The sequence below is a fragment of the Methylocapsa sp. S129 genome, from assembly GCF_009765995.1.
Lineage (GTDB): Bacteria > Pseudomonadota > Alphaproteobacteria > Rhizobiales > Beijerinckiaceae > Roseiarcus.
This window is the reverse complement of record NZ_LMUI01000048.1, coordinates 167,880-181,189: the sequence shown is the minus strand read 5'-3', so window position 1 is coordinate 181,189 and position 13,310 is coordinate 167,880. Positions and strand designations below refer to the sequence as shown.

At 61.4% G+C, this 13,310-nt stretch carries 14 protein-coding genes; 7 read left to right on the top strand and 7 right to left on the bottom strand.

What is annotated here, in order from left to right:
- Positions 1–55: 55 nt before the first annotated feature.
- Complete coding sequence (locus GSQ90_RS26040) at positions 56–565, bottom strand: FkbM family methyltransferase (protein ID WP_158817872.1); 510 nt, start codon at positions 563–565, stop codon at positions 56–58.
- 275 nt (positions 566–840) lie between these two features.
- Here GSQ90_RS26040 and GSQ90_RS26035 point away from each other — a divergent pair, with 275 nt between their 5' ends.
- From GSQ90_RS26035 to GSQ90_RS26025, 3 genes are all read left to right on the top strand, one after another.
- On the top strand, positions 841–2,439 hold the full coding sequence (locus tag GSQ90_RS26035; RefSeq protein ID WP_158817871.1) for a flavin monoamine oxidase family protein: 1,599 nt from the start codon (positions 841–843) through the stop codon (positions 2,437–2,439).
- Positions 2,439–2,864, top strand: coding sequence for a cytochrome c (locus tag GSQ90_RS26030; protein WP_158817870.1), 426 nt, complete (start codon positions 2,439–2,441; stop codon positions 2,862–2,864). Before GSQ90_RS26035 ends, GSQ90_RS26030 begins: the two co-directional genes overlap by 1 nt.
- Positions 2,865–3,018: 154 nt before the next feature.
- Positions 3,019–3,558, top strand: a complete 540-nt coding sequence (locus tag GSQ90_RS26025) for a hypothetical protein (RefSeq protein WP_158817869.1) — start codon at positions 3,019–3,021, stop codon at positions 3,556–3,558.
- An 85-nt stretch (positions 3,559–3,643) separates the two neighbouring features.
- Here the strand turns inward: GSQ90_RS26025 and GSQ90_RS26020 are convergent, their stop codons facing one another.
- The 3 genes from GSQ90_RS26020 to GSQ90_RS26010 all read right to left on the bottom strand — a co-directional run bounded on the left by GSQ90_RS26020 (position 3,644) and on the right by GSQ90_RS26010 (position 5,928).
- On the bottom strand, positions 3,644–4,279 hold the full coding sequence (locus tag GSQ90_RS26020; RefSeq protein WP_158817868.1) for a 2-hydroxychromene-2-carboxylate isomerase: 636 nt from the start codon (positions 4,277–4,279) through the stop codon (positions 3,644–3,646).
- Positions 4,280–4,294: 15 nt separating this feature from the next.
- Positions 4,295–5,248 carry a transaldolase gene (gene tal, locus GSQ90_RS26015; protein ID WP_158817867.1) on the bottom strand — a complete coding sequence of 318 codons (954 nt, stop codon included), beginning with the start codon at positions 5,246–5,248 and terminating at the stop codon, positions 4,295–4,297.
- A 161-nt stretch (positions 5,249–5,409) separates the two neighbouring features.
- Complete coding sequence (locus tag GSQ90_RS26010; protein ID WP_158817866.1) at positions 5,410–5,928, bottom strand: YbhB/YbcL family Raf kinase inhibitor-like protein; 519 nt, start codon at positions 5,926–5,928, stop codon at positions 5,410–5,412.
- Between the two features lie 326 nt (positions 5,929–6,254).
- On the opposite strand from GSQ90_RS26010, the gene GSQ90_RS26005 reads away from it, so the two are divergent.
- The 4 genes from GSQ90_RS26005 (at position 6,255) to GSQ90_RS25990 (ending at position 10,332) form a co-directional block, all read left to right on the top strand.
- Entirely contained in the window at positions 6,255–7,280 is a 1,026-nt protein-coding gene (locus tag GSQ90_RS26005; RefSeq protein WP_371418456.1) for an aldo/keto reductase, read from the top strand.
- A gap of 82 nt (positions 7,281–7,362) precedes the next feature.
- On the top strand, positions 7,363–7,797 hold the full coding sequence (locus GSQ90_RS26000; RefSeq protein ID WP_158817864.1) for an RbsD/FucU family protein: 435 nt from the start codon (positions 7,363–7,365) through the stop codon (positions 7,795–7,797).
- A 403-nt stretch (positions 7,798–8,200) separates the two neighbouring features.
- Positions 8,201–9,721 (top strand): aldehyde dehydrogenase, encoded by a 1,521-nt coding sequence (gene adh / locus GSQ90_RS25995; RefSeq protein WP_158817863.1) that lies wholly within the window; start codon positions 8,201–8,203, stop codon positions 9,719–9,721.
- Positions 9,722–9,951: 230 nt separating this feature from the next.
- Complete coding sequence (locus tag GSQ90_RS25990) at positions 9,952–10,332, top strand: DUF779 domain-containing protein (protein WP_158817862.1); 381 nt, start codon at positions 9,952–9,954, stop codon at positions 10,330–10,332.
- A gap of 107 nt (positions 10,333–10,439) precedes the next feature.
- On the opposite strand, the gene GSQ90_RS25985 is transcribed toward GSQ90_RS25990, so the two are convergent.
- The 3 genes from GSQ90_RS25985 to GSQ90_RS25975 all read right to left on the bottom strand — a co-directional run bounded on the left by GSQ90_RS25985 (position 10,440) and on the right by GSQ90_RS25975 (position 13,287).
- The gene (locus GSQ90_RS25985; RefSeq protein WP_158817861.1) at positions 10,440–10,814 is read right to left on the bottom strand and encodes a hypothetical protein; all 375 of its coding nucleotides are present in this window, start codon (positions 10,812–10,814) and stop codon (positions 10,440–10,442) included.
- A complete protein-coding gene (locus GSQ90_RS25980; RefSeq protein ID WP_158817860.1) occupies positions 10,793–11,218 on the bottom strand; it encodes a HEPN domain-containing protein in 426 nt (141 codons plus the stop codon). Before GSQ90_RS25980 ends, GSQ90_RS25985 begins: the two co-directional genes overlap by 22 nt.
- A gap of 110 nt (positions 11,219–11,328) precedes the next feature.
- Positions 11,329–13,287: an SDR family NAD(P)-dependent oxidoreductase gene (locus GSQ90_RS25975; RefSeq protein WP_158817859.1), complete on the bottom strand. Its 1,959-nt coding sequence runs from the start codon at positions 13,285–13,287 to the stop codon at positions 11,329–11,331.
- Positions 13,288–13,310 lie beyond the last annotated feature (23 nt).

Sequence of the window (13,310 nt, the reverse complement as noted above, 5' to 3'; positions counted from 1 at the left end):
AATGAAAACCAGCGTCGTCGAGCAGATCGAGAATGTCGATAAATCGCTTCTGGCCTCAATACATTTCGACGAACTCGACTTCGACAATGAGGCCGCAAACGCTTTTCAGCGCATTGGCCACGCCCGTCAGGATCGCATGTTCTGAACCTTGCGTGTCGAGAGACAGGAAATCCGAAGATGGTGCGCCACTGTCGGCCAGAATGTCGTCCAGGGCGGTCGTCTGAACCGTCCTTCTGTCGACGACCGTCGTCCCTTCCTGCCAATCGCGATCGACGCCGGAAATATTTTTGCATCGGTTCCGCATGGCGGCGCTTGGCTCCAGAATGGAGTTTATCCCCAGATTAAGCGTCAGGTTGAGCGTTGCCTCGCCCGGGCCGTCGTTCAGGCAGGCCGCGACGATCAGAAGTTCAGACTTCGTTTCTCGCCGCGCTTCCTGCATGGTTTGGATCGCGTCCTCGTCCGCTTCGTAGAGGACCCGGACAAGGTCGCTTTCGAACAATTCCAGCTTCGAAAACGAATCGTCTCCCCATCGACCGCCGACATGATGAACGCTTATCTTCGACATTGTGATCGGAGCCTTTTCGGTAGTCGGGAGAGTGATGAAATCATGCGCCAAGCCCTCAACAGCCGCCACCTCGGCCGCGCTACGAAAGTCAGGCGGGCATCGTTCGCCGACAAGATGGCTTCGGCGCTTGCTCGGGGGTTGCGACTTTCGGGGTCGATCGATCACGCCTCCCTCTTGCCAGCCGCATCGGGCCGGCCGAACATGGCGTTCGATCCCACGCGCGCTGATGAACGCCATGCGCCAAAATCGCCGGATACAAAACGGATGACGCTACGATGAGCGACGCGGCGAGCCCGCCATTGACCCGGCGCAATCTCCTCACGCTGATCGGGGCGAGCGCCGGCGGAACGGCGATGTATCAGGCGATGACGAGCCTTGGGTTCGCGGCCGAATCGCCCTATCGGGGCCCGATCAAGCTGGAAGGCGATCCGAAAGGCGCCTCGGTCGTCATCCTGGGCGCGGGCCTTGCGGGAATGACGGCGGCGTTCGAACTCGGTCGCGCCGGATACAAGGTGCGGATTCTCGAATACAACAATCGCGCCGGCGGCCGGAACTGGTCGCTTCGGGGCGGCGACGCGTATACCGAACTTGGCGGAGCGACCCAGCACTGCACGTTCGACGACGGGCTCTATCTCAATCCGGGGCCGTGGCGCATTCCTTACCACCATTACGCGCTGCTGGATTATTGCCGCAGGTTCGGCGTGACGCTCGAGCCCTTCATCCAGCTCAATCACAATGCGTTTCTTCATTCCTCAAAAGCGTTCGGCGGCCGGCCGCAACGCATCCGCGAGATCAAGGCCGATTTCGAAGGCGCCATCGCCGAACTCCTCGCCAAGGCGACCCGGCAGGGCGCGCTCGACGACGCCGTGTCGAAAGACGATCAGGCGATCCTCATCGAGGCGCTTCGCGCCCACGGCGGCCTCGACAAGGATTTTCGTTATGTGGCGAGCGACGAATCCGCTGAATTCCGCGGCTACGCCAAAGATCCAGGCGGCGGACTCGGCGCGGCGCCCGTCAACGGCGAGCCGATCGGCATGCACGATATCCTGACCTCGCGTCTGTGGCAGGGCTTGCAGAATTTCCTGAGCTACGATTTTCAGACGACGATGTTCCAGCCGGTTGGCGGCATGGGCCGGATCGGCGAGGCGTTCGCCCGCCAATTGCCCAATGCAATCCGCTACGGCGCCAAGGTGACGGGCATCCGGCAGGATGAGCGCGGCGTCACAGTCGCGTTTGAGGATCTCGCCCGTGACGGAACGATTGAGGAGGCCAGGGCGGACTGGTGCGTTTGCGCGCTGCCGCTCACGATCCTGAGCCAGCTTCCCGTTGAGGTTTCCGCCCCGATGAAAGCCGCGATCGACGCGGTTCCCTACTCTTCCTCGGTCAAGTTCGGCTTGCAATTCCGGCGTCGTTTCTGGGAAGAGGACGAGCACATTTTTGGCGGAATCTCGTATACGGACTTGCCCATCCGTCATATCTCCTATCCGAGCGCTGGCTATAATTCCGGCGGCAAGGGCGTGCTGCTTGGCGGCTATATCTGGAATGGGCCGAACGCCTATGAGTTTACGGCGATGTCGCCGGCCGAGCGCATCGCGCGCGCCCTCGATGACGGCGCCCAAATTCATCCGCAATATCGATCCGAGTTCGAGACGGGAATCTCCGTCGCCTGGCACCGGGCGCCATTCACTCTGGGATGCGCGGGCGAATGGACGGAGGAAACGCGCCGCGACCATTATGACAATCTTTGCCAGATCGACGGCCGGATCGTGCTGGCGGGCGAGCACGCCTCCTATATTCCTGCCTGGCAGGAGGGCGCGATCCTGTCGGCGCTCGATGCGATCGCGCGCCTGCATAAGCGCGTTGTGGCGGCCTGATGGGCGCCGTCCGCACGCCAATCGATCGCCGCCGCCTCGTGCTGCTTTGCGCCGCCGTTCTCGCCTGCACAGGCGTCCTGGCTCAGGAGCCTCCCACGAGCGCGCCTTTCATCAGCCGCGGCCGAGGCTTCGACGAACAGGGCGGCGCGGCGCTCTACGCCAATGTCTGCGCCGCCTGCCATCAGCCAGACGGGAGGGGCGCGGTCGGCGCCGCCGCCTATCCAGCGCTTGCCGGAAACAAGAACCTCGCTTCGGCGGACTATCTCACGAGCCTGTTGTTCAACGGATTGCGAGGAATGCCGCCGCTCGGACGCATGATGAGCGATGCGCAGGTCGCGGACGTGATCAATTACGTACGCACCCATTTCGGCACCAGCTATGACGATCCCATCTCCGCCGCCGACGTCAAGGCCGCGAGGCCGTGATAGTAAGTCCAGGTCGTGCGACGCTTTATCAAAGAAAACCCTGCCGAAAGGTAAAAATATCGGGAAGTCAGCACAATCCTTAAATGTTTGTTAAACTTTCTTAACGAATTTGAACATGTTCCTTTTGAACGATTTATCATTGAGGAATAGTTAAATGACCCAAAGGCATGGGGCTGCCGAAGTCACGCATCTCAGACCGTTCGCCAACCTGCAGCGCAGCATAGCAGAGCTCAATCGGGACCGCGCTGAAAGCCCCTCCAGAGAAACGCGCCTCGTAAACGCGCACGATCGACGTCCCGCCGATCACCCCGTCAACGACAGCCTTGATAGACTCGTCGAGACGATCGAGGGTGCGGGAAAAATGATAAGCGATCTTCATGCAAGAATAAGCGCTTATGAAGAGACCATCTATAATTTGAAGACGCAATACGAAGAAACGATCTTCAATTTGAAGACGCAGCTCGCAAGCCTATCCACGCAACGAGAAGCCGCCTATCAGCAAGCCGCGAAAGCCGAGATACAAATTCGCATCGAAGCTGAGCGCGCCGAAACGGCTGAAACGCGCGCAAGGGCGAGCGAAGAACGCGCCAAGGATATGGAGCTTCGTGAAGGAGCAGCGCAAACGCAACTCGACCGCGTCACCAAAGCGGTGAGCAAACTCCTCGCGCCCACGACATTGGCAAGGGCTAGTTGAGCCGGGAGTTCATCGGTTAGAGCTTCTCGGATTATGGCGGCGTAGATTCACGCGCTTTGCGCATTCGCGGATCGGACCAATAAAATTATGGTGATGGGAGCCTGGGTGGCGCCTCATCGCGCGCGGGCGTCAGCGCAACAGCCCAGTCGATCCCCTCTTCCAAGCGATCATTGCCCCAGAAAATCTCGCCATCCGCGGTGACGAGGTTCGGCGCGCCGAAAATGCCGAGGCTTTCGGCGCGCGCGGTTTCGCTGCGCAGCTTATCCTTGACCGGCGCGCCCACCGCACGCTCCAGGATGTCAGCCGCGTTCAAACCCAATCCTTCGAGAATGGCGGCGAGGGTTGCGCGCTCGGCGATCGGCGGGCCGCCGCCGAACTCGGCCGTATACACCGCGCGCGAAAACTCAGGCCGCCTCGTATCGTCAAGCGCGAGCGCAACGCGGGCGGCGAGCAGGCTGTTTTGCGGAAAAGGTTCGGGACGGCGCAAAGGCAGGCCGTGGCGCGCGCAGACGCGCGTGAGGTCGCTCCACATATAGCGCCCCTTGGCGGCGTTGAGATTGAAGGGCGAATCCGCCATGCCGCGCGCCGCGAAGATCGGGCCGAGCAGGAACGGGCGCCAGCTCAACGTCACACCGCGCTCACGCGCGAGCGCTTCGACGCGCATCGCGGCGGGATAGGAATAGGTGCTGGCGAATTCGTACCAGAAATCGACTGCCGGCACGAAGTCGCCCCTCGTTCAGGCCGCCGCGGCCAGCCGCGCGGTGACGAGATTGCGCAGGCTGCCGAGATCCTTGGCGAAGGTGCGAATGCCCTCGGCCAGCTTGTCGGTCGCCATCGCATCTTCGTTCATCATCCAGCGGAACGATTTTTCGTCGAGCGCGGTTGCCGCCGGCGCGCCCTTGGAATCGTCGGGCGACATTTTGCGCGTCAGCGCGCCCTCGTCTTTCGACAATTGTTCGAGAAGTTGCGGCGAGATGGTCAGGCGGTCGCAGCCCGCCAGAGCCTCGATCTCGCCGATATTGCGGAACGAGGCGCCCATCACCACCGTCTTAATGTCATTCGCCTTGTAATAGGCGTAGATGCCGCGCACAGATAGGACGCCGGGATCGGTCTCGCTGGTGTAGGGACCGCCGCCGTTCTTGACATGCCAGTCAAGGATGCGGCCGACGAAGGGCGAAATCAGAAAGGCGTGCGCATTGGCGCAGGCGATCGCCTGGGCGGCCGAAAAGAGCAGCGTCATATTGCAGTCGATGCCCTCTTTTTGCAGGACGGCAGCGGCTTGGACGCCTTCCCAGGTCGTGGCCAGCTTGATAAGGATGCGCTCATGCGAGACGCTGCGGCTCGCGTAATCTGCGATCAGCGCGCGCGCCTTGACGATCATCGCAGCCGTATCGAACGACAAATCCGCATCAACTTCCGTCGACACGCGGCCGGGCACGATCTTGGTCAGTTCCGCGCCGAAATTGACGGCCAGTCGATCGGTGACCGCGCCGGCCGAGGCCGCGTGCTTGCGCCCCCAAGCGATCGCCTCCTCGACCAGATGCGCATAGGCCGGCAATTGCGTCGCCTTGAGAATGAGAGTCGGATTGGTGGTGGCGTCCGTCGGTTTGAAAGCACGGATCGATTCCATATCGCCGGTGTCGGAAACGACCGTGCTCATCGAACGCAACTGTTCGAGCTTGCTTGGCATAACGCATTCTCCCGTTTGGCCGGCGAATTTGCCGCCGATCGCCTCGCGACGCAAGGCCTCTCTTTTCAACGCCTTCAAATAGGCGGCGTTCCGCGCAATTCCGCGCTTCCCCTTAAAAACAGCCTTTGGCCGTCCCGAGAGATGTGAGCGCGCGTGACGCTTCAATGTCCATAAAGGCCCGTCAGCGTCGCCTTGGCTAAAGTGTGGAAATGCAGATTGAAGCCGACGAAGGCGGCCGAAGCGTTTTCGTCCACGTCGAGCTTTTCAACGTCGACCGCGAATATGGTGAAATGATAATGATGGGGCTTGTCGCCCTTGGGCGGGCACGGGCCGCCATAGCCGGGGGCGCCAAAATCGGTGCCGGTTTGCAGCGCGCCCGCGGGCAGTCCACTCCCCTTGGCGTCGCCTGCGCCCTTGACGAGCGCGCTCGCATCGGCGGGAATATTGACCACGACCCAATGCCAGAACCCGCTTCCCGTCGGGGCATCGGGGTCATAGACGCTGATCGCGAAGCTTCTGGTTCCCTCGGGCGCGCCCGACCAGCGCAACGTCGGCGAGACATTCTTGCCCGCGCAACCGAAACCGTTGAAGATTTGTTCTTCAGCGATCGTCGCATTCGGGTTGATATCCGGGCTCGTGAGAGTGAATGCGCTCGCCGCGCCAGGGACAGGATTTTGCATAGTTTGGCTCCTCTCACTTATGCCGATCGCCGCGATGACTTTGTCAGCGTGATTTTTGACATGACCATTTTCAATCGATTGCGATCGATTGTGCAAGGGCGCGAACGACGACAGCAAATCTGGCCCTTTGCGTCGTCATAGCCGGGCCGAGCTCGCGGCCATGACGAGGCGAATTCAATCGCCGAGGCGCGCCATCACAATCACAGCGATGTTTGATTGACGCATGGGCGGCGGCGCCTATGATGCTCCCCCTCAGCGTGTGTTGCGCGAGTATTCGATCATCAAGGGGGGATGCGACCATGACGACGGAGGCACGCGCTCGCACGATCAGAAAGCGGAAATTCAACGCGCGCTCGGGCGCCGAGCTGCAATTCACCGAGCTTGGCTTTGGCGGCGCGCCGCTCGGCAATCTCTACCGTCCCATGACCGAAAAGGAAGCGCGCGCCACGCTCGATACGGCGTGGAACGCCGGCTGCCGCTATTACGACACGGCGCCGCTTTACGGCCTTGGTCTTTCGGAGACGAGGATCAATGGTTTTTTGCGCCCCAAACCACGCGATTCCTATCTGATCTCGACCAAAATCGGCCGCCTGCTGGAATTGTGTGCGCCAAAGGACCGGTCGCGCCAGGGCGCCTTTTTTGAAACGCCATCGCGCCGCGAGCGTTTCGACTATTCCTATGACGGCGTCATGCGCTCACTGGAATTTTCGCTGGAGCGGCTCGGGCTCGATCATATCGACATCGTCTACGCCCATGATGTCGACGTTTTCACCCACGGAACGAAAGCAGCGTCGGACGCGCGCATCAAGGAATTCATGGAGGGCGGCTACAAGGCGTTGATCAAGCTGCGCGACGGCGGCGCGATCAAGGCGATCGGCGCGGGGATCAACGAATGGGAAGTCGCCGAGCATCTGGCGCGTGCTGGCGATTTCGACGTGTTCCTGCTGGCCGGGCGCTACACGCTGCTTGAGCAGGAGGCGCTGCAAAGCTTCCTGCCCTATTGCGTGGAAAAGAACATCGGCGTGGTCGTCGGCGGCCCTTTCAATTCCGGCATTCTGGCCACCGGCCCCAAACCCGGCGCCTTCTACAATTACGCGCCGGCAAGCCGGGAGGTGCTGGAGCGCGTCGCCGGGATTCAGGCGATTTGCAAAAAGCATGAGGTGAAGCTCGCCGAGGCGGCGATCCGCTTCCCCCTGGGCCATCCCGCCGTCGTTTCGGTGATACCAGGCGGGCAGCGGCCCAGCGAGGTCGCGCGCAACGCCGAAATGATTGGCAAGAAGGTTCCGCCCGCTCTGTGGCGCGAGTTGAAGGCGGCCGGCCTGATGCGCGCCGACGCGCCGACGCCGCGATAGAATTCCAGCGCAGGAAAACGACAATTCCAAATCGCATCGCCTGGGGCGATGAGACGATCACCGACCAATCAGGGAAACGCCCATGCTCAAGAACATCGATCCGTTGCTGACGCCGGAACTGCTCTATGCGCTGCGCGCGATGGGCCATGGCGACGAGATCGTGATCGTCGACGGCAATTATCCCGCGGAGTCGGCGGGCCCCCGGGTCATCCGCCTTGACGCGCTGAGCGCGACGCAGGCGCTGGATGTCGTACTCTCCGTCATGCCGCTCGATTCTTTCGTTCCCGACTCCTGCGTGCGCATGGAAGTGGTCGGCAAACCGTCCCGCGAGGAGCCGATTTTCGACGAGTTCCGCGCTGTGATCGCCAAACATGAAGGAGCCGGCTTTAAGCTGCACAAACTCGAGCGTCATAAGTTCTACCAGCGCGCCAGCGAATGTTTCGCCGTGATCGCCACCGGCGAACGACGCTTCTACGGCAATATCATTCTGAAAAAAGGCGTGATCCCGCCGCAATGAACGTGGCCCGCCATCCAGCTTGACGTCACGGCCTTTGCAGGCTCCCGCCCGGGAGCCTCTCTTTTTTGCGCCGACGCGGCGAAGCCGAAGGCCCCTCGATCTCGGACAAATCGCCGTGGCGGCGTCCGGCAGTTCTGCACCCGTTATACCCGGACAACTATAACGTTGACGGGGCATCGGCAAGGGAGCAAACTCACTCGCCGGAGGCCCTTGCTCGCCATGCGCCTGCAAGGATTAAGGAGTCGGCGGATGATCGGCTCCCTCTGATGGAAAAGTTCGGTCGACATCAAGAATAATTGATCGGCACGGCCCCGCCCGACGGAGCCGCCGCGACGAATGCCGCCCGATGACGCCCAAAACACACGACGCCGAACGGCGCGTCACATCAAGGAGGAAGATAATCATGTTCCAGCAAGCCTTGGAGAAAGTCTCCAAACAGGTTCTCATCCGCGACCGCTATGACAATTTCATCGGCGGCAAATGGGTAGCGCCGGTCGAGGGGCGTTATTTCGACAATCCGAGCCCGATCACCGGCAAGAAGCTTTGCGAGGTTCCCCGTTCTTCGGGCGCCGACATCGAACTCGCGCTCGACGCCGCCCATAAGGCCAAGGACGCCTGGGGCAAGACGTCGGTGCAGGAGCGCTCACGCCTCCTTAACAAGATCGCCGACAAGCTGGAGACCAATCTGGAGCTGCTCGCCCTCGTCGAGACGCTCGACAATGGCAAGCCGATCCGGGAATCGACCCATGCCGACATGCCGCTGGTCGTCGACCATTGGCGTTATTTCGCCAGCGCGATCCGCGCCCAGGAAGGCGGCATTTCGGAGATTGACCACGACACCGTCGCCTATCATTTCCATGAGCCGCTCGGCGTCGTCGGCCAGATCATCCCGTGGAACTTCCCGATCCTGATGGCGACATGGAAGCTCGCTCCGGCGCTCGCAGCGGGCAATTGCGTCGTCTTGAAGCCAGCCGAACAGACGCCGCTCGGCATCCTCGTCGTCGCCGAATTGATCGCCGACATTCTGCCGCCTGGCGTGCTCAACATCGTCAACGGTTTTGGCATCGAGGCGGGCAAGCCGCTCGCCCAGAACAAGCGCATCGCCAAGATCGCCTTCACCGGCGAGACGACGACGGGGCGCCTGATCATGCAATATGCCTCCGACAACATCATTCCAGTCACGCTGGAGCTTGGCGGCAAGTCGCCGAACATCTTCTTCGCCGACGTCATGGACGCGGACGACGATTTCTTCGACAAGGCGCTCGAAGGCTTCACCATGTTCGCGCTCAATCAGGGCGAAGTCTGCACCTGCCCGAGCCGGGCGCTGGTGCAAGAATCGATCTACGACAAGTTCATGGAGCGCGCGGTCGCCCGCACCAAGAAGATCAAACAAGGTCATCCGCTCGACGCGGCGACTATGATCGGCGCGCAGGCCTCCAACGACCAGCTCGAGAAAATCCTGTCCTATCTCGACATCGGCAAGCAGGAAGGCGCCAAGGCGCTGACCGGCGGCAAGCGCGCCCATCTCGATGGCGAACTCGCCGAAGGCTATTATGTCGAGCCGACGATTTTCGAAGGCCACAACAAGATGCGCGTCTTCCAGGAGGAGATTTTCGGACCGGTCGTTTCGGTCGCGAAATTCAAAGACGAGGACGACGCGCTCGCCATCGCCAATGATACGCTCTACGGCCTTGGCGCGGGCGTGTGGACGCGCAACGGCAACCGCGCCTACCGCTTCGGGCGCGCGATCCAGGCGGGGCGCGTCTGGACGAACTGCTACCACGCCTATCCCGCGCATGCGGCCTTCGGCGGCTACAAGGCGTCCGGCATCGGGCGCGAGACCCATAAGATGATGCTCGATCATTATCAGCAGACCAAGAATATGCTGGTCAGCTATTCCACCAAGGCGCTCGGATTCTTCTGAGCTTACGGGCGGGCGTGGGCGATCGCCGTAAAGGCGCCCCGCGCCGCGCCCGTCATGGCCGGGCTTGTCCCGGCCACCCACGCCGAGCTGCATGCGCTAACCTCAAAAGTTGCATGCAGCGGCGCCGCGTGGATGGCCGGGACAAGCCCGGCCATGACGATGGAAGACAGTCTGGCCAGACATCCGATAGGTCTTTGCACGCGCTCGTTTTCTTTTTGAGAGGACAAGACATGGTCAACCGCGTGGAGATCACGGACAAGGCCGCCGAAATCGTTGCGCGCCTCAAGAAACAACACGGCGCCTTGATGTTCCACCAGTCGGGCGGCTGCTGCGATGGTTCAGCGCCGATGTGCTATCCTGCCGGCGACTTTCGGGTCGGGCCGCAGGATGTGCTGCTTGGCGAGATCGCCGACTGCAAATTCTATATCGGCGCCGCGCAGTTCGAATATTGGGAGCATACGCAACTCATCATCGACGTTGTGCCCGGGCGCGGTTCCGGATTCTCCGCCGAGGCGCCCGAAGGGGTTCGGTTCCTAACGCGTAGCCGCGTCTTCTCGGACGAAGAAGTCGCCGAACTTGCCGCCGCCGGACCGCCGGCGCGCGCCGCGTGAATCTCTCACACGAGATTCGTTGTCCGCGCCGCGAGCTTGAGTTCCACAGTTTAACGAACCCGTCTCCCGTTCCATTTGATATGGCGGAAATCGCGAGATGCCCGCACCTAAAGATCGGATCGCAAGATAATTCCGTCAGGTAAATAGAACCCGTTGAATCTGTTGCCGGAGAATTGAACGCTTCCGAGCCCGGGCATCTTCAAAAACCCACTGAGGCCCTTCATGGCGGGGTGAGTGTCTGACACCATTTCTGTATCGCTCGCATCGATACCCCCGAATTCCGCTCTGTGCTGCGGAACAATCTGCGCGATGCGGCGATAGAAATCCTGCTTGTCGAGATGTCCCTTAGGAGGCACCAGCCACAATTTCCACGTGTCCGTATCCATATTGTGAACCCACATGGCTATGCGTGGCGGAAAACTGGCCGCATCCATTGCCTTCACGAGGGCTTGGCCGCCGGCTACCAGTGTATTTTGATCCATTGAAGGACTCCTGATTTTGGATCGGCAATCGCCTGAACAAGTAGCGAAGCCGACATGGGGTCTTTCGCTTCATAACGCGAGTCCGGCTCCCATTCCGAAACAAGCGCCCAGTTCGCCGCGAATACCGGGTCCGCGTCTTTTTGATCGTTCAGAAGACCAGCCAACCCGGCGAGCCCCACAAGACCGCCAAATTGATGGTTCAATATTCCTCTGAGGAATGCTTTATCTGGAATTGTCTCCGCCGAAATTTGCGCGGCGATGCACGCCTTCAAACCGAGCTCAACAGCGTAGCCGGCAAGATAATAAGCGTTTGAATATCGCTTTTGCCCCAGAAGAATTTGTGCATCATCGAGCTTCGCCTGCGCATTAGCCCTGAGATCGTCGCGTGTGTGTCCGAGCCCCATATGAACCTCGATGAAAGAATACTATGCGACCCTTCAACCAAAGTAGAGGACCACGCTTGGCGCGGTTGATCGACTTCGATCCGCTGCGGCGAGGCAACTGCAGAGAGGTGCTACGCGCTAGACGCCCCGAGCGACGCGCGGCGGGCGCTGAGGTCGGTGACGGAAGCGGCGCCGCGAAAATTGAGAATCGCCTCGCTGTAGATGCGCTCGGACGCCGCGCGATCGCCTTTTTCAACCGCGCCCGCCAGATCGCCAAGCCAACGCGTCATGGAAGCGCGCTCGACCGGCGCGGTTTGTGCGGCCGTGACGCCATCGACGCCGATGTCGACGACCGGTTCGTTGCCTGAAAACAAAATCTCATTCAACCGTTCGCCGCGCCGCGCCCCGGTGAAGACAATATCGATATCGACGCGCGGCTCATAGCCGGCAAGGCGGATCATCTTTTCCGCCAGGTCGAGAATGCGCGCCGGCTGACCCATTTTGAGCACATAGACCGAAGCGCGCGTCGCGCCGGCGCCAGCCGCCGAGGCGCCATGGGCGGCCGCCGAAATGACAAGGTCGACGGCTTCGCGCACCGTCATGAAATAGCGCACCATTTCGGGATGGGTCACGGTGACCGGGCCGCCGCGCTCGATCTGCGCCTTGAATTTTGGCACGACCGAGCCGACCGAGCCCAGAACATTGCCGAACCTGACGGAAATCAGCCGCGGACCGCCCGCTCTGGTCGCGCGCTCGCCATCGACGAGTTGGGCGTACATTTCCGAAAAGCGCTTGGTCGCGCCCAGCACGGAGACGGGATCGACCGCCTTGTCGGTCGAGATGAGGACGCCGGCGGCCCCAACGGCGGCCGTGGCGTCGACGACATTGACCGAGCCGAAAATATTGGTCTTGACGCCCTCGGCCCAATCCAATTCGAGCTGAGGCAATTGTTTGAGCGCCGCCGCGTGGAAAACGACGTCGGGGCGAAATTGATCGAACAGCGACATCAGGCGCGCCCGGTCGCGAACGTCGGCGACGGCTGCGCGCAGGCTCGTCGGCATATTCAAGGCCGTCAGCTTCTCGCTGATGGCGAATAAAGCGGGCTCGGAATTGTCGACGATGAGCAGGTCGGCGGCGCCAAGCGCGACTACGCGCGCGCAGATTTCCGAGCCGATCGAGCCGCCACCCCCGGTCACGACGACGCGCCGCGCCTTCACGAAAGCGCCAAGCCGGGTGAGATCGGATTCCACGCTCGGGCGAAACAGAAGATCCTCGATTTCGATCGGCGCCAAGGCCGAGGCGCCGTCGAACTCGATCGTCTGCAAACGCGACAGCGCGACGCCGAGGCGCTTGGCGGTGGCGACGACCTGCTCGGAATCGGCGCCCGACGTGAATTCGCTCGGCGCGAATATCAGCCGTGCGATCGGGTTCCCTTCCTCGCTCGCTTCGCTGACAATGCGCTCCAGGGCGTCATAGCCGCCCAGCACCGGGACGCCGCGAATGGAAACGCCGCGGTCGGAAACGCGCGGCGAAAGAACGCCGCGCGCGACGAAGCGGCGGCGCATCCCCTCTTCGATCGCCCGCAAGGCGATCTCGGCCTCCGTGCTGCGCCCGAGCACCAGGATCGAGGGCGCGTGCTCGCGCCGGCCGGTGCGGCCCGACTGTATGTAGCGGAAGTAGCGATAGGCGATGCGCGGACCGCCGAGCATCGCCATTTGCAATATCCAATAGAGAAAACAGGCCTTCTCACCGAAAGCGAAAGCGAAGGGGGAGACCGCGCCGCGCGCCGCGAGGGCGAAGTCCACCGCGAGCAGCGATAGAGCAAGGAGGCTGGCGGCCCGGAAAATGTTGAACAGATCGGGCAGCGACGCGAAGCGCCATTTCGACTCGTAAAGCCGGAAGAAGCGATAGGCGACGCCGGCGTAAATGGTGAACAGCGGGATGACCCAGACCAGAACTTCAAACTGAACCGGCGCATTGGCGGGATAGCGAAGATAGAGCGCCAACACGATCGCCAGCGGCGTCGTGACGAGATCATGCGCCATGACGATCAGGCTCTTGGCGTGACGGAACCAGTTCTGCGACATCATCAAACCAACATCATCAAGGGGCG